At 70.6% G+C, this 15,804-nt stretch carries 14 protein-coding genes; 7 read left to right on the plus strand and 7 right to left on the minus strand.

Going from position 1 to position 15,804, the window contains the following annotated elements; translation table 11 throughout:
* Positions 1 to 7: 7 nt before the first annotated feature.
* Together D892_RS0125530 and D892_RS0125535 are read right to left on the minus strand one after the other, a co-directional pair.
* On the minus strand, positions 8 to 1,534 hold the full coding sequence (locus tag D892_RS0125530; protein WP_024803954.1) for a family 2 encapsulin nanocompartment cargo protein terpene cyclase: 1,527 nt from the start codon (positions 1,532 to 1,534) through the stop codon (positions 8 to 10).
* A gap of 13 nt (positions 1,535 to 1,547) precedes the next feature.
* Positions 1,548 to 2,954 carry a family 2B encapsulin nanocompartment shell protein gene (locus tag D892_RS0125535; RefSeq protein ID WP_024803955.1) on the minus strand — a complete coding sequence of 469 codons (1,407 nt, stop codon included), beginning with the start codon at positions 2,952 to 2,954 and terminating at the stop codon, positions 1,548 to 1,550.
* A 498-nt stretch (positions 2,955 to 3,452) separates the two neighbouring features.
* Between D892_RS0125535 and D892_RS0125545 the strand changes: the two genes are divergently transcribed.
* Positions 3,453 to 6,467 carry an AMP-binding protein gene (locus tag D892_RS0125545; protein ID WP_051499887.1) on the plus strand — a complete coding sequence of 1,005 codons (3,015 nt, stop codon included), beginning with the start codon at positions 3,453 to 3,455 and terminating at the stop codon, positions 6,465 to 6,467.
* 6 nt (positions 6,468 to 6,473) lie between these two features.
* Here D892_RS0125545 and rffA read toward each other — a convergent pair whose 3' ends face one another.
* Both rffA and D892_RS0125555 read right to left on the minus strand, forming a co-directional pair.
* A complete protein-coding gene (gene rffA, locus D892_RS0125550) occupies positions 6,474 to 7,610 on the minus strand; it encodes a dTDP-4-amino-4,6-dideoxygalactose transaminase (RefSeq protein ID WP_024803957.1) in 1,137 nt (378 codons plus the stop codon).
* Positions 7,600 to 8,706, minus strand: coding sequence for a glycosyltransferase (locus tag D892_RS0125555; RefSeq protein WP_024803958.1), 1,107 nt, complete (start codon positions 8,704 to 8,706; stop codon positions 7,600 to 7,602). Before D892_RS0125555 ends, rffA begins: the two co-directional genes overlap by 11 nt.
* A gap of 311 nt (positions 8,707 to 9,017) precedes the next feature.
* On the opposite strand from D892_RS0125555, the gene D892_RS0125560 reads away from it, so the two are divergent.
* Genes D892_RS0125560 through D892_RS0125570 form a run of 3 tightly spaced genes read left to right on the plus strand, consistent with a single transcriptional unit; the run spans position 9,018 to position 12,311 of the window.
* Complete coding sequence (locus D892_RS0125560; protein ID WP_051499169.1) at positions 9,018 to 11,249, plus strand: hypothetical protein; 2,232 nt, start codon at positions 9,018 to 9,020, stop codon at positions 11,247 to 11,249.
* Entirely contained in the window at positions 11,246 to 12,079 is an 834-nt protein-coding gene (locus D892_RS45605) for a GtrA family protein (protein WP_024803960.1), read from the plus strand. Before D892_RS0125560 ends, D892_RS45605 begins: the two co-directional genes overlap by 4 nt.
* A gap of 10 nt (positions 12,080 to 12,089) precedes the next feature.
* Entirely contained in the window at positions 12,090 to 12,311 is a 222-nt protein-coding gene (locus tag D892_RS0125570; protein ID WP_024803961.1) for a Trm112 family protein, read from the plus strand.
* On the opposite strand, the gene D892_RS0125575 is transcribed toward D892_RS0125570, so the two are convergent.
* The 3 genes from D892_RS0125575 to D892_RS0125585 are packed head-to-tail and all read right to left on the minus strand — an operon-like array spanning position 12,312 to position 14,490.
* Entirely contained in the window at positions 12,312 to 12,983 is a 672-nt protein-coding gene (locus D892_RS0125575) for a TetR family transcriptional regulator (RefSeq protein ID WP_024803962.1), read from the minus strand.
* Positions 12,980 to 13,762, minus strand: a complete 783-nt coding sequence (locus tag D892_RS0125580; RefSeq protein WP_036567483.1) for an ABC transporter permease — start codon at positions 13,760 to 13,762, stop codon at positions 12,980 to 12,982. The genes D892_RS0125575 and D892_RS0125580 overlap by 4 nt, the downstream gene beginning before the upstream one ends.
* Entirely contained in the window at positions 13,759 to 14,490 is a 732-nt protein-coding gene (locus D892_RS0125585; protein WP_024803964.1) for an ABC transporter ATP-binding protein, read from the minus strand. The genes D892_RS0125580 and D892_RS0125585 overlap by 4 nt, the downstream gene beginning before the upstream one ends.
* A gap of 187 nt (positions 14,491 to 14,677) precedes the next feature.
* On the opposite strand from D892_RS0125585, the gene D892_RS48770 reads away from it, so the two are divergent.
* The 3 genes from D892_RS48770 (at position 14,678) to D892_RS0125595 (ending at position 15,734) form a co-directional block, all read left to right on the plus strand.
* Positions 14,678 to 14,866, plus strand: coding sequence for a hypothetical protein (locus D892_RS48770; RefSeq protein WP_024803965.1), 189 nt, complete (start codon positions 14,678 to 14,680; stop codon positions 14,864 to 14,866).
* On the plus strand, positions 14,814 to 14,963 hold the full coding sequence (locus D892_RS48775; protein ID WP_084161218.1) for a DUF3761 domain-containing protein: 150 nt from the start codon (positions 14,814 to 14,816) through the stop codon (positions 14,961 to 14,963). The genes D892_RS48770 and D892_RS48775 overlap by 53 nt, the downstream gene beginning before the upstream one ends.
* Positions 14,964 to 15,110: 147 nt before the next feature.
* The gene (locus D892_RS0125595; RefSeq protein ID WP_036569844.1) at positions 15,111 to 15,734 is read left to right on the plus strand and encodes a DNA-3-methyladenine glycosylase; all 624 of its coding nucleotides are present in this window, start codon (positions 15,111 to 15,113) and stop codon (positions 15,732 to 15,734) included.
* Positions 15,735 to 15,804: the final 70 nt, after the last annotated feature.

Below are 15,804 nucleotides of genomic sequence, written 5' to 3' on the forward strand. Positions count from 1 at the left end.
CTGAGCGTCAGCCTTTGTCGTGATAGCGGCGGCTGTCGGCATGCCAGGCGCGGTTACCGCCCTGCCAGGCCCACAGGCCGCCCAGGAAGCGCCGCAGTTCGGGGGAGCCGGCGGCCGCGAGCGGGGCCGCCTCCCGTTCGAAACGGTGCATCAGTTCGTCGTGGATCTCCGCCGTGCGGCGGACCGCCTCCCGCCGCGGGCAGTCCTCCTCGGCGGCCAGCACCGTCGGCAGGTTGAATTCCCTTCCGCCGGAGAGGTCTTCGCGAGCCATCGAGTACAGGTCGTTGACCATCTGCGCGGCCAGGGCAGCGGTGGTGACCACGCGGCGCACCCGCGGGTCGGTGTACTCCGGCGCGGACAGCTCGTAGCCGCCGACCGCGTCGATCGGGGCCATGCACGGCAGGAAGCTGTGCGGCTGGCGATTGGTCAGGTACTCCCACACCGGCGGCATCCGCCCGGCCGTACGCCACCCGGCCTCCGCGCCGAGCGCGATGAACCAGCCGGCGATCTCGGTGCGCAGCCGCGCCAGCTGGGCCGGCGTGGCGTAGTGCGACAGATGCTCGAACGAGGTGCGGAAGGCGCGCAGGATCGGGTCCGCCTCCAGGGCGCATTCGAGCTGTGCCTGATATGCGGCCGGGAGATGGACGGGATCGATGGCGGCGGCGGCCAATTCGAGCCGCGGCCCCAGCTCCGCCTCGGCGCTGGACGGGGTGCCGTCGGGTGCGCGGTCGTCGGCGTCCTCCTCACAGTAGTAGTCGTCCACCGACCACTCCGAGACCGCGCACTTGGCCGCGGCCAGCAGCCGGTCCGGGTCGTCGCAGTCGGGGTGTGCCAGCATGATCAGCCGCCCGAAGTCGGCCTTGCGCAGCTCGTCGAGCCTGCCCTCGTACAGCCCGATCGACTGGGCCCACAGGGTGATTCCCTCGTTCACCGCCTCGGCGAGGAGGGGGTCGTCGCGCACCGGCGGCGGACAGTACAGCGCCGGGATATCGCGCCGGGAGGCCGGTCGGCCCTGTCCGTCGCCGTCGCTGTCGGTCCGGGACACCGTGGTTCGGGACAGGGTCGGCCGGAGCGATGTCGTACCGAAACCGGTGGGACCCTGCGGAAATCGCCGGATTCCCGGCAGATCCGAGGGTTCGTCCGTGCCCTCCGGCCCCGGGTCCGGTACGACAGGTAATGCATCGGCCTGCGCAATAACGGGGCCGGCCTGTCCGGTGCCGCCGCCCCCATGCGCGGCGGCACCATCGGGTGGGTCGTCGTCCGGTGCGGGCGGTCTCGGCACGAAGGGCGCGCCGAGGCCGCGCGGGCCCAGCAGGCGGAACGGGACGGCGGCCCCGGTCATATCGCCCAACGGCGCCGAAACCGGTTCGGGCGCCGGTGTTTCGGAGGTATCGGGGATATCCGGTGCCGACGGTTCGTCCGCCGTCGGCAGCCGAGCCGGGGGAGCGTGGTCGAGGTTGGTCAGAAGCGCGGCGACGACGCCGGCCACCTCATCGGTGGCCGGCGGTGCCGCCGCGCGCGACAGCACCGACATGGCTGCTCCCCCGTCAATCGCTCTGCCGGGCGACCGAGACGTCGTCGAGAATGCCCAGCGCGTCGGGGACCAGCACCGCCGCCGAGTAGTAGCAGCTGACCAGGTAGGAGATGATCGACTGGTCGTCGATGCCCTTGAACCGCACGTTCAGGCCGGGTTCGTACTCGTCGGGGATGCCGGTCTGGTGCAGGCCGACGACGCCCTGGTCCTTCTCGCCCGTGCGCATGGCCAGGATCGAGGTGGTCTGGGTGCCGCTGACCGGGAGCTTGCCGCACGGGAAGATCGGTACCCCGCGCCATCCCGGGACGCGGTGGCCGTCGACGTCCACCGGGTCGGGGTAGATGCCGAGCCTGGTGCATTCGCGACCGAAGGCGGCGATCGCTTTGGGGTGTGCCAGAAACAGTTTCGTGCTGCGCCGCATGCTCAGCAGCTCGTCCATGTCGTCGGGCGTCGGCGGGCCCGATTCGGTGGAGATGCGCTGCTTCGGATCGCAGTTGCGCAGCAGCCCGAACTCGGGGTTGTTCACCAGGTCGTTCTCGCGGCGCTCGTAGAGGGCCTCGATGGTCAGGCGCAGCTGCTGCTCGATCTGGTTGTGCGGCTCGTTGAACAGGTCCGCGACGCGGGTGTGCACGCGCAGCACGGTCTGCGCCAGGCCGAGTTCGTACTCGCGCGGGCTGATGTCGTAATCGACGAAGGTGCCGTCGAGCAGCGGTTCGCCCGCGTGCCCGGAGGAGATCTCGATATTCGCCTCGCCGTGCTTGTTCTGCGGCCGCGAGGAGGCGTCGGCGAAGCGCGCCAGCTGTTCGCGCAGTGCGGGGATGTCGTCGAGGGCGCGCTCGAGGGCGGCCCGGGGCAGGGCCAGCAGCGTGGTGCTGGTGATCGTGGTGAGCGTGACCGGCCAGATGGCGTCGCGGTCGGTGAGGATGTCCTCGCCGAAATACGATCCGCCGGACAGTATTCCGAGCCGGGTGGTCTCGCCGTATTCGCCGGTGCCGATCTTGCTCAGCTTGCCGTGCACGATCAGCAGCAGCTGATCCACCGGGTTGCCGAACTCGGTGACGACGGTGCCCGGCTCGAGTTCGCGCTGCTCGAACTGCTGCGCCAGCGCGCCGAGTACCTCCTCGTCCTCGAAGGTGCGCAGCGGCGGGAGTTCCCGCAGTTCGGTCGGGATGATCCGGGCCTGCCCGCCGTCGACGGTGAATTCGACCTCGCCGTTGCCGACGGTGTGTGTCAGGCGCCGGTTGACGCGATAGATACCGCCGTGCACCTGCACCCACGGCAGCGCGCGGGTCAGCCACCGGGAGCTGATGCCCTGCATCTGCGGTTCGGATTTGGTGGTGTGGGCGAGTTTGTGGGCGGCGGTGGTGGACAGGCTCTTCTGTGCGTGGTTCTCGGCCTGAGCCGGGAGTTCGATGGTCATGCTGTGGTCCTCACCTCGTTCTTGTCCACCGCGATGGCGCTGGTGGTTCAGGCAGGGTTGTACGGCAGGCGGGAGCAGCCTGCGTCAACGTGAGACTCGGATGAATTGGTATGCGCGACAGTGCGTTACAGCACACTCATAGTAAATGCGGGTGGCGCCGCCGCGCCACCCAATGAACCGAACGGATCTCAAAAATCCTTGCGCCGTAACGATTTGGAATCTCCTGTCCGCGAGAGCAACCCACGACGCCTCGGCAACGAACGCCCTGCGCGTGTTTCATGGCCCGGGCGAGTCGGGGATTCGAGCACCGCTCCGGCAACGCCATGGCGCACCTTCCGTTACCGATCGGCCCGGCTCGGCCGCCGCGAAGTAGGCTGATGATGTGGCAAGCTCATCCGGACAGGCAGGAGTCCGTGATGTACGTCACATCGAGGGCGAGGGCTGGGAGTGACCGTGAAGTTCGATACGAGGTTCGTCACGGAGCCGGTGCAGCGGTTGATGGCGACCGCGCAGAACGGGCTCGAGGTGATCCGTTTCGGTGGGCTGACACAGGACGAAGAGGCGTCGCCGTACGAGGTCACCGAGCGTAAGCGAATGTATCGGCTGCGCCATTACTTCCCCGACGAGTACTTCCCCGACGAGGTCACCCCCGCGCCCGAACCGGGTGGTGAGCCCGATGTTTCCGGCGGACCACACGGCCCCGGCGAGGGGGAGTTCCGGGAGGCCCGGCCGGTGGTGCTGCTGGTGCCGCCCCTGATGGTGAATGCCGACATCTACGACGTCAATGCCGACGGTGGCGCGGTGGGCATTCTGCACCGCGCCGGAATAGATTGCTGGGTCATCGATTTCGGCTCACCGGCGAGCGAGGAGGGCGGCTGGCAGCGCGATCTCGCCGACCATGTGCTGGCCCTGGACAGCGCCCTGGACACGATCACCGAGCTGACCGGCCGCGGCGTGCACCTGATGGGCTATTCGCAGGGCGGCATGTTCGCCTACCAGACCGCCGCCTATCGCTACGGCAAGGGCATCGACAGCATCGTCACCTTCGGCAGCCCCGTCGACATCGTGGCCGGGCTGCCGTTCGGCCTGCCGCACGACCTGGTGTCCGACCTCGCCGATTTCGTCGCCGACCACGTGCTGAACCGGCTGCCGATCACCGACTCGATGGTGCGGGTCGGCTTCCAGCTGCTCGATCCGGTCAAGACCGCCAAGGCCCGCGTCGACTTCCTGCGCCAGCTGCACGACCGGGAGGCGCTGCTGCCGCGGGAGCGCCAGCGCCGATTCCTGGAGCGCGACGGCTGGGTCGGCTACGCCGGTCCGGCGGCCGCCGATCTGCTCAAGCAGTTCGTGGCGCACAACCGGATGATGCTGGGCGGGTTCGTGATTCGCGATCATCCGGTGTCCCTGGCCGAGCTGAGGTGCCCGATCCTGGCCTTCGTGGGCGAGGTGGACGACATCGGCCAGCCGGCCGCGGTGCGCGGCATCGTGCGGGCCGCCCCGAACGCGGAGGTGTACGAGGCCACCGTGGTGGCCGGGCATTTCGGACTGGTGGCCGGTTCGGTGGCGACCCAGCAGACCTGGCCGCTCGTGCGGGACTGGGTGCACTGGTTCGCCGGCGGCGGTGCGCTGCCCGACCGGATCACCCCGATGCGCGAACAGGGTGCCGCCAACCGCCCGCGCACGGTGGCGACCAGGGTCGTGCACACCGCAGCCTCCCTCGCCGAGGCGGGCGCCGGGCTCGGCGCGGCGCTGGGCAGCATCGCGAGCAGCACGCTGCGCGGCTCGATGGAACTGACGGGGGAGGCGGTGCGGACGCTGCCGCGCCTGACCCGGCTGGGCATGATCCAGCCGCACACCCGGATCTCGCTGGGCCGCCTGCTCGCCGAACAGGCGCGCCGGGCGCCGCTGCGGGAATGCTTCCTGTTCGACGACCGCGTGCACACCAACGCCGCGGTGAACGTGCGCATCGACAACGTGGTGCGCGGGCTGATCTCGGCCGGGGTGCGGCCGGCCGCCCGGGTCGGCGTGCTGATGGAGACCAGGCCGAGCGCCTTGGCCGCGGTCGCCGCGCTGTCGCGGCTGGGCGCGGTGGCGGTGTTGCTGGCCCCGGGCAGCGAATTGCGCCGCGCGGTCGAGCTGACCGGCATCACGACGATCGTCTCCGATCCGGAGAACCTGCGTGACGCGGCGGCGACCGGAACGCGGATCCTGGTGCTGGGCGGCGGCGATGCGCGCGGGCTGGACGTGCCGCTCGGATCCGAGGTGATCGATCTCGAGCAGATCGATCCGTCGCGGGTGGTGCTGCCGGGCTGGTTCCGCCCGGATCCGGGCCTGGCGCGGGAGCTGGCGTTCGTGCTCGTGACGGGCACCGGCGACAAGCTGGACATCAAGTACATCACCAACCACCGCTGGTCGGTGTCGGCGTTCGGCACGGCCGGCTCCGCCGACCTGGGCCGCCAGGACACGGTGTATTGCCTGGCGCCCCTGCATCATTCGTCGGGCCTGCTGGTGAGCCTGGGCGGCGCGGTCGCCGGCGGCAGCCGGATCGCGCTGGCCCGGTCGCTGGATCCGGCGCGATTCACCGAGGAGGTGCACCGCTACGGGGTCACCGTCGTCACCTACACCTGGACGATGATGCGCGACATCCTCGACGCCGACACCTTCCCGCACGGGCACCCGCATCCGATCCGGCTGTTCATCGGCTCCGGCATGCCGGCCGGGCTGTGGCGGCGGACCACCGAGAAGTTCGCTCCCGCACGGGTTCTGGAGTTCTACGCGTCCATCGAGGGCGACGTGGTGCTGGCGAATGTGGCGGGCGCCAAGGTGGGCAGCAAGGGACGGCCGGTGCCGGGCACCGCCCGGGTCGAGCTGGTGTCCTACGATTCCGAGACCGGCGAGATCAGCACCGACGCACAGGGTTTCGCGCGCCGCGCCGCCGACAACGAGGTGGGCCTGCTGCTCGGCCGGGCGGCCGACCGGGTGGACGTCTCGCAGGGCGGCCTGCGCGGTGTGTTCGCCCCCGGTGACGCGTGGATGCCGACGGAGAATCTGTTCCGCCGCGACGCCGACGGCGACTACTGGCTGATGGACCGCCGCGACACGGTCATCCGGACGGCGCGCGGCCCGGTGTACACCCAGCCCGTCGTGGACGCCCTCAACGACCTCACGGCCGTCGACCTGGAGGTGGCCTTCGCCCTGTCCACGGAGGCGGCGGACGGCGAAAGGCACAGGGCCGGCCGCACTCTCGCCGTCGCCGCGGTCAGTGTCCGCCCGGGCCACCGGCTGGAGCCGAAGGACGTCACCGAGGGCCTGCGCGTCCTGGACCCGGATCGCCGCCCCGACCTGATCTACGTCGTCGACGAGATCCCCCGCAGCTCCACCTACCGCCCGTCCACCCGCGCCGTGCAGGCGTCGGTCCGCCTCGAGCCCGGCGAGAACACCTGGTACCTCGACCGCACCACCGATACCTACGAGGTGCTGACCGCCGACGCCCTGGCAGCCCTGCTGGCCTGACGCGGATCAGACCCGGAAATCGGTGACGGCGTCGATGACCCGCGCGACCTGGGCGTCGCTGAGGTCCGGCCAGAGGGGCAGCCGCACCAGCGTGCCGGCGAATTCGGCGGTGCGCGTGCACGGATGGGGAGTGCGGCCGAGTTTCAGGCCCGCCGGGCTGGAGTCCAGCGGAACGTAGTGGAACGGGGCCGAGATGCCCTGGGCGCGTAGGTGGTCGATGAGATCGTCGCGGTGGCGCTCGGTCGGCGTGCGCAGGTAGTACAGGTGCGCGGTGTGCTCGCGGTCGGTGGGCACCTGCATCAGGCGCACGTCGTTGCGGCGCGCCCAGTCCGGCAGCGCGGCCGCGTAGGCGTTCCAGGCCCGGAACCGGCCGGCCTGGATGGTGTCGAAGTCGGCGAGCTGCGCGTCCAGCACCGCCGCGTTCAGCTCGCTGGGCAGATAGCTGGAACCGATGTCCTGCCAGGAGTACTTGTCGACCGCGCCGCGCAGGAACCGGGCCCGGTCGGTCCCCTTCTCCCGGATGATCTCGGCGCGCCCCATCAGGATCTCGTCGGTGAGCAGCACCGCGCCGCCCTCGCCGCAGTGCACGTTCTTGGTGTCGTGGAAGCTGAGCGCGCCGACGGTGCCGATACTGCCCAGCGGCCGGCCGCGCCAGCTGCCGCCGAGCCCGTGCGCGTTGTCCTCGATCAGCGCCAGGCCGTGCGCGTCGGCCAGCGCGAGCAGCCGGTCCATCTCGGCGGCCACCCCGCCGTAGTGGATCACCATGATCGCCTTGGTGCGCTCGGTGATCGCCGCCGCCACCGAATCGGCGTCCAGGTTGCCGCGCTCGTCGATATCGGCGAAGACGCAGGTGGCCCCGCGCAGCGCCATCGCCGTCGCGGTCGAGGTGAACGCGAAGCTCGGCACGATCACCTCGTCGTCGGGGCCGAGTTCCAGCAGCAGCCCGGCCATTTCCAGCGCATGCGTGCACGAGGTGGTCAGCAGCGCGTGCGGGGCACCGGTGATGTGCTTCAGCCTGGCCGTGGCGGCGGCGGTGAACGGCCCGTCGCCGTGGCTGTGGTCCGACGACAGCACGGCCTCGAGATTGGCCAGTTCGCGCGCGGCGCGGTAGGGCCGGCTGAAGATGATGCGGTCAGTGCTCACCGGTGCCGTTTCCCCCGATCGCTGCGGTCGTGGACAGGGCCGTCGTGGACACAGCCGTCGTCGTGGACAGGGCCGGAGCCGGATGTTCGGCGATCCCGGCATGCCCGGTGATCTCGGCATGCTCCGCGGGTTCGGCGCCCGGCCGCGGCGTAGGCGAATGTACCGTCAGATACAGCGGTTTGCCCACCAGGACGTGCAGGGCCACGCCCAGGTATTCGGCGATCAGCCCGAGCGAGAACAACGTCGCGCCCGAGACCAGCAGCAGCACGACGATGGTCGAGGCCCAGCCCTCCGGGTCGTCGTTGTCCCCGAAGATCGCCCTGGACACGACGATCACCGCGACCACCAGGCCCGCCAGCGCCAGCGTGACACCCAGCAGGCTCACCAGCCGCAGGCCGCGAGTTCCGCTGCACAGCACCATCTTCCAGAACAGCGAGAACAGCCGCCGATAGTTGTAGCCGGATTCCTCGCGCCCCTCCGAGCGCAGCACCACGGGCGCCTGCGCGGCGTCGCCGACCACCCAGGTCAGCGCCACGTCCAGGTACACGCCGTTGGAGGCGACCTCGGCGAGCCGGCGCCCGATATCGCCGCGGATCAGCCGGTAGCTTTCGAACCGGGTCGAGTCGGGGAAGGCGAACAGCGTGGCGAGCACCAGTTTGGCCCCGCGCGAGGTGAGGTTGCGCAGGAATCCGTGCGGCCGGGTGTTGGTCGGCTTGGAATAGACCAGATCGGCACGCTGCGCGAGCGCGGTATCGATGAACGAGCCGATATATCCCGGATCGTGCTGCCCGTCCTCGTCCATCGTGACGATCCACTCGCCGCGCGCGGCAGCCATGCCGGCGATGGTGGCGGCGTCCTGGCCGAAGTTGCGGCTCAGCCAGACCACGCGGACCCGCTCGTAGTCCTGGTTCAGCTGCTTCAGCACCACGTCGGACCGGTCCGGGCCGTGGTCGTGCACCAGCACGATCTCCGCGACGGTGAAGGTGGCGCCGCCGGGCGTGGTGGTGGGCCGGGTCAGCTCGTTCAGCTCGGCGACCAGCCCGGCGACGGTCTGTTCGCCCCGGTACACCGGCACGACGACCGACACCGCGTGCACCCGGCCGGAGTGGCCGTTGGACGACGGCGCCTCGGCATCGGCGGGGTGCGAGGGTGCGGACGGAATCGGCATCAGCTGGTTCGACTTTCGGGGACGACGGTGCGTGCCGGAACTCCTCGTTGCAGTGCAGAGCCCGAATCGCGGTGAACTCTAACACGCGGGCGCGTGGGCTCCGGCGCGTCGTGGCCTCCGACATCATTGCCGGGTTACGGGTGCCTGCCAACCGTGACGCGGACCTGTAGGGTCTGGATCTCGTGGATAGTGCGGTGTCGACGGCGCTTGCCGAACCCCCTGCGGCGGCAGAACCTTCCGTGTCCCCCGAACGCGTCGCGGGTGGGCAATCGCGCCGGATCGTGTACCGGTGGGGCGCGATCACGGCGTTCGGCGTCATTCTCGGTTACGCCGCGGTCCTGCTCGCCGATGCGCGCCATTTCTTCACCGACGACACCGAATCCCAATACACGCCGCTGTGGGTGATGCTCGGCCGGTACCTGCGCGAGGGCACCTTCCCGGTGCTGATCCCCGAACAGTGGATGACCGGCAATTACACGATGGAGGAGGCGGGCCTGTTCAACCCGCCGCAGCTGCTGATCGATCTGATCGCGCCCTCGGTCGACAATCTCGCCGTCTACGCCACCGTGGTGAAGCTGATCTTCGCGATCATCGCCGCGCTCGGCGTGTATCGGGTGTGCCTGGCCTACGGCGGCAGGGTGCAGTGGGCCGCGGTCGCCGGTGTCGCGTTCCCGCTGAGCGGCTGGTTCCTGTTCTTCGACCAGGCCAGCTGGATGACGGCGCTGACCGGCACCGCCTGGATGGTGCACGCGTGGGCGGCCGCGGTGCGGTATTCCCGGGGAAAGGGCGGCCCTGTACCGGTTTTCGTCTTTCTCTATCTGGGCATTTCGGTCGAATACGTCTTTCCGGCCGTGGAATCGGCGCTGATGCTGGTCTCGGTCGCCGTGGGAGAGCTTGTCTACCAGCGCAAGTGGCAGCCGGTCGCGCGGTTGACGGCGGTCGCGGCGTGCGCCGGCCTGGCGGGCCTGATGACCTACCTGCCGAGCATGCTGTCGGCCAAGGTGAGCTGGCGCGGCACCTCGCAGATAAACAACGATCAATTCCTCACGGTGCCCTGGTCGGAGTCGCTGAACGCCAGCCTGCCGTCCGCGGTGCCGGCGCTGAACTCGTGGTGGGGCTACATACAGCCGCTGCCGATGACGTATATCGCGTGGTTCCTGATCCCGGCGCTGGCCTTCATCGACTGGGGCCGGGCACGCGCGGCCTGGCGCGAGCTGACGGCGGTGGCGCTGTTCGCGGTGATATTCCTGATGTGGGCGGCCGGGCCCGGCACGGTCGGACCGCTGCGCTGGCCGGCCCGGGTGCTGCCGATGCTGGCGCTGGGCCTGCTGGTGCTGGTGTGCGTGCTGCTCGGCCGATTCGGCACCACCGCGAACTGGCGCGGGCGCGGCATCGCGGCCGCGGTGCTGATCGGGCTGCTGTGGGTGCGCACGTTCTCCGCCGATCCGCACAACGTGTGGTGGCACGTGCTGTCGGCGGTGGCGGTGGCCGCCCTCGGCGCGGCCGTGGTGTGGCTGGCCCGCACCCGCGGCGCGACGGCGGCGGCCCTGGCGACCGTCGCGGCCATGCTGCCGATCGCCTACGCGCAGGTGGAGAACATCCAGCCGAACCTGATGAGCTGGCAGCTGCCCGCCAACCGCTCCGACGCCAAGGCCGCGTTCCCGGAGTTCGGCGGCGTCACACTGCAACTCGGCGACCGGGGCCTGCTGCAACCGGGCGACCGGAGCCTGGACGGCGCCTACGGCTCGCTGGCCTTCGGCAACTACGCCAAGGACGTGGAACAGAACTACGTCAACGGCTATACGCCCAACGGGCACTACTGGTTCGGCGACATGCTGTGCATGCGCTGGGATTCCAGCGTCTGCCCGGACGCCTACCGGCGGCTGTTCACGCCCGAGCCGACCACCGGCCGCACCCTCGCCGATCTGATGAAACTGGATCGGATCGTGTTGCAGAGGGCGATGTTCCCCGACGCCGGCAACCAGCCGCCGCCCGAGGGCTGGACGTTCGTGGACGTCCCCGGGCACGAGCGCTACATCTGGGTGCTCGAACGCGTGGGCGGCCCGGTCTCCACCGTGAACGGCCGCATCGCCGACGCCCACGACGTCACCGCCACCTCGACGTCGGAGTCGGAGACCTCCAGCAAGCTGCGGGTGTCCTCGCCCGAGGGCGGGCGCGTGGTGTTCGCGCGGCTGGGCTGGCCGGGCTACCGGGTCAGCCTGAACGGCCGGCAGATCCCGTTCACCACCGTCGCGAAGTCCTTTGTCGCCGTGGACATCCCGGCCGGCACCGAGAACGGCGCGCTGGAGGTGACCTGGCGGCCGCCGGGCTGGAAGATCGGCTCCGGCACTGCGATCCTGGGGCTGATCGGCGTGGGCGCGCTGCAGTGGGCGTACGTGCGCTCGCGGCGGCGGGACGCGGCGGGCCCGGACGAGCCCGCGAAACGCCCACTGGAGGAGCCGGTTTCATGAGCAACCCCCGTCCGCGGGAACGCCGGCAGGCGGGCACGATCCCGGGATCGGCCGCGGTGCGCTCGACGGACGGCCGGAGCGCGCGGCCGGAGACCGGCGGTGCCGGTTTCGCGGGCATCGGTCATCGGGACCGCATCGACGTCAGGGACACGTTCTCGGCCGTCCCGGACCCGTCCGAATTGCCGGTCGGCTCCGCACCGGACGACTCGGATCCGGTTCGGTCGCGGGCATATCCGGGTACCGAGGCCGCGACAACGTCCGGGCCCGGCGGCACGGTGCCCGCGGCCGCGGATCGTGCCACCGGGCAGGTGGCCTCCGCGGCCGGTGCGGAGCCGGACCGCGGGCCCGGCGGCCCGGAACCGGGTGGCACGTCCGGCGATACGCTCACCGACGCGCCCGCTCCCGGACTGCTGCTGCGCCTGATCCGGCGGCAGGAGATCGCCTTCGCCGCCGTGGGCGGCGCCAACACGCTGCTGGGCATGGTGATGACCGTGCTGTGGCTGAAGATCCTGCCCGACAACTGGCCACCCGCGACGGCGGTGGCGCTGGCCTACTGCGTCAGCATCCTGTTCGCGTTCGGCGCGCACCGGACGCTGGTCTTCCGGGTGCGCGGGCACGTGCTGCGCGACTTCGTCCGGTTCGTGCTGGTGAATTCCGGTGGGATGCTGCTGAACATGGCCGGGGTGCAGCTGGCGGTCGGCGTCGTGCATCTGCCCGAGACGCCCGCGACCGTCGCGGTGATGGGTGTGGTGGCGGTGGCCAGCTTCTTCGGCCACCGCCACTTCTCGTTCCGCCGGGCACCGCGCCGCGCACCGGCGGCGGGACGGTAGGTTGTCGGCTATGCCGGAGGAAACCTTGGATCCCACGCTGCTGAGCCTGCTCGCCTGCCCGCAGGACAAGGGTCCGCTGTCGCTGGTCCGCGATCGGGACGGCAACAGCGTGCTGTACAACCCCCGCCTGCGCCGCGCCTATCCGATCGATGACGGAATCCCGGTGCTGCTCATCGACGAGGCACGCGAGGTGAGCGCCGAGGAGCACGAGGCGTTCTCGGCGCAGAGCTGATCACTCGCCCGGTATCGCCGGGAGCTCGAGGTCGCCGGTGAGATACCGCTGGATGTTCGGCCCGACGAGGGGTGCCAGCTCGTCCGGACTCATCGAGGCCAGCGGTTCCACGCCGACCACCGTGCGCGTCACCAGCAGCCCGATCATCTGCGACGCGGTCAGCAGCACCCGGGTGACGCCCGAACCCGGCGGCGTATCGACCCGCTCCCGCACATCCTTCAGCACCACGTCCAGCAGGAACGTCCGGGCGAGCGCCGGATCGTTGCCGCCGGATGTCACGCTGCGGAAGGCCGCCACGGCGTGCACGCCGATCGGCGAATCCCAGAGACCCAGCACGGTGCGCACCAATGTCTCGCCGAGCCGCTCGGTCGGGGCCGCGGCGATGCGCTCGCGGAGCGGCGCGGGGTCGAGCGGGAGATCCAGTGCGGCGGTGAGCAATTGCTGCTTGGTGCCGAAGTAGTGGTGCACCAGGGCGGAATCGACGCCCGCCTGTCCCGCGATGGAACGGATCGACGCCTTGTCGAATCCGACCTCCGCGAACCGTGCGCGGGCGGCGTCCAGGATCGCCTCCCGGGTCCCGGACTGCCCGGGCCGGCGGCCGCTGCGGCCGTTCCCGGTCGCGTCCGGGTCGTCACCGCCTAGGCCGCCGTCGCCGTCACCGCCTCCGCTCACGCCGTCCGCCTTCGTAGCGTCGCCGCGCCCAGACCCAGTGCGACGGCGGCGAATACGGCCACGATCCCCAGATCGCGCCACATCTGGCCGGTGACACCGGGATATCGCGACACCTGCTGTAGCGCGTCGACCGCGTAACTCAACGGCAGCACGTTGCTGATCACCTCCAGCCAGTCGGGCAGCTGGCCGCGCGGCACCAGCAGCCCGCACAGGAAGAACTGCGGCCCGACGACCAGCGGCATGAACTGTACGGCCTGGAATTCGGTGCGCGCGAAGGCGCTGGCCAGCAGCCCGAGCGCGACCCCGAGGACCGCGTCGACCACCGCGATCAGCAATACCAGCCATACGCTGCCCTCCGACCGCAACCCGAGTAGCCCGAAGGCGACCAGGCAGGCCAGGCCGGCCTGTGCCGCGGCCGCGGAGGAGAAGGCGGTGCCGTAGCCGGCGAGCAGGTCGAGCTTCGACAGCGGCGTCGTCATCAGCCGCTCCAGCGTTCCCGAGGTGCGCTCGCGCTGCATGGCGATGGCGGTGATCAGGAACATGACGATGAACGGCAGGATGCCGAGCATGCTGATGCCGACCCGGTCGAACAGCCGCGGTGCGCCGGGCATCGTCGGGCTGTCGTGATACACGAAGTACAGCAAGGCGATCAGCAGCGTCGGCACCAGCAGCAGCATCGCCACCGTGCGATGGTCGGTGCGCAGCTGGCGCAGGATGCGCAGCGTGGTGGCGGTGTAGCAGCGCAGCGGGCGGGTGGATACGTGCACCGCGGTCGTCATCGCGGCCCTCCCATCTTGATCAGCGCGAGAAATGCGCTCTCCAAACTGGTTTCGCCGGTGTCGGCGCGCAGCTCGTCCGGCGAGAGCTCGGCCAGCAGGTGCCCGTCGCGCATCAGCACCAGCCGGTCGCAGTGTTCGGCCTCGTCCATCACGTGGCTGGAGACCAGCAGCGTGCGGCCCTGGTCTGCCAGGGCGTGGAACTGGTCCCAGAGTTCCACGCGCAGTAGCGGATCCAGGCCGACGGTGGGCTCGTCCAGCACCAGCAGTTCCGGGTCCGCGACCAGCGCGCAGGCCAGCGACACCCGGGTGCGCTGCCCACCGGACAGCTGGTTGCCGCGCTGCCCGGCGTGCCGGGTCAGCCCGACCGCGTCGACGGCCGCGGCGATGTCGCGGGCCGAACGGCCGTACAGCGCGGCGAAATACGCGACATTGTCGGTGATGCTGAGGTCGTCGTAGATGCTCGGGGCCTGCGTCACATAGCCGACCCGGGAGCGCAGCGCGGCGGAGCCGGCCGGCTCACCGAGCACCGTGACGCTGCCCGCCTCGATCAGCTGGGTGCCCACGATGCTGCGCATCAGCGTGGTCTTCCCACAGCCCGACGGCCCCAGCAGCCCGGTGATCCGCCCGCGCGGCACGGTCAGCGAGACATCGTGCAGAACCTCTCGTCCACCGCGGTGCACCCGCAGGTGCTCGACCGCGACGCTGGGCGCCGAATCCGATCCGGTCATACCCCACCCTCATATTCATCGTATGGTGAATTCATTGCACGATGAATTCTGCGCCCTCGCGGCCCGGAACACAACCCGTCGGTGTACCGAGCTGCCCGCCCGTGAAGCTCCCGAGACCTCCGGGCCTCGAGGTGGTGACCTTCGGCCTCTTCACCAGCTGCGCCGGACCAGCGCGCGAGGTCGCCCCGTGGTCGGCGGACGGCGGCGGCCGTTCGCCGTCGTGCCCTGGCTGTTCGCGGCCGTCGTCGCCGGATCGGCCCTGATCGCTCCGTCCGCAGTGGCGGAGGCGCCGCAGTTCGTCTGCGGCGCGAACGAATACGAGAATGTCGACCGCGCCCGTGTGCCACGCCCCGAGGCCGCACCCCTCGGCACCTGACCGCGCCACCGCGCAGTGCCGGGACGGTACCTACAGCTTCAGTCAGCATCGCCGGGGCACCTGCTCCGGGCACGACGGCGTGGACCACTGGCTGTAGGCCGGACCGGCATACGACATCGGCCCGGTGCGTCTTGCACCGGGCCGTTTCGAGGATTACCCGGCGGCCGGTACGAAACCGACGCCGGATGTTCCGCCCGGGATGCGCCTGTTGCGGCGGCGGGGGCGTTCGGGAGAATGGATCGCTGTGTCTGCCGAGGAACTCGCCGTCGAACCGCCGGCCGCCGCGCGCCGGCTCCTGGGTGCGACCCTGCGGTCGGGCCCGGTGGCGGTGCGGATCGTGGAGGTCGAGGCGTACGGCGGTGATCCGGCCGGGCCGTGGCACGATCCGGCCGCACATTCCGGCCGCGGCCGCACTGCGCGCAACGCGGTGATGTTCGGGCCGCCGGGTCTGCTCTACGTCTACTTCAGCTACGGCATGCACACCTGCGTGAACGTCACCAGCGGACCCGACGGCGTCGCCAGCGCGGTACTGGTCCGGGCGGGTGAGGTGATCGAGGGTCTCGACACCGCCCGTTCCCGCCGCTCCGCCGCCCGCACCGACTCCGGCCTGGCGCGGGGCCCGGGCAATCTCGGCAGTGCGCTGGGAATCACGCTGGACGACTACGGAACCCGCCTGTTCGACCCGCGGTCCCCGATCCGGCTGGAGCTGGGCCCGGAGATCACCGACTCGCAGGCGATCGGTGTGGGCCCGCGTGTCGGGGTCAGTCTCGCCGCCGACCGGCCGTGGCGGCTGTGGCTGCCGGATTCCCCGGCCGTGTCCGCCTACCGGCGCAGCCCCCGCGCGCCGAAACTGGAGCGCCCCGCCTGACCCCCGCGCTCCGCGTGACATGCCGTATCCCCGAGCCGGATCGCGGCTCGGGGACATGCGGCCGGCGGTC

Source organism: Nocardia sp. BMG51109, from assembly GCF_000526215.1.
GTDB lineage: Bacteria > Actinomycetota > Actinomycetes > Mycobacteriales > Mycobacteriaceae > Nocardia.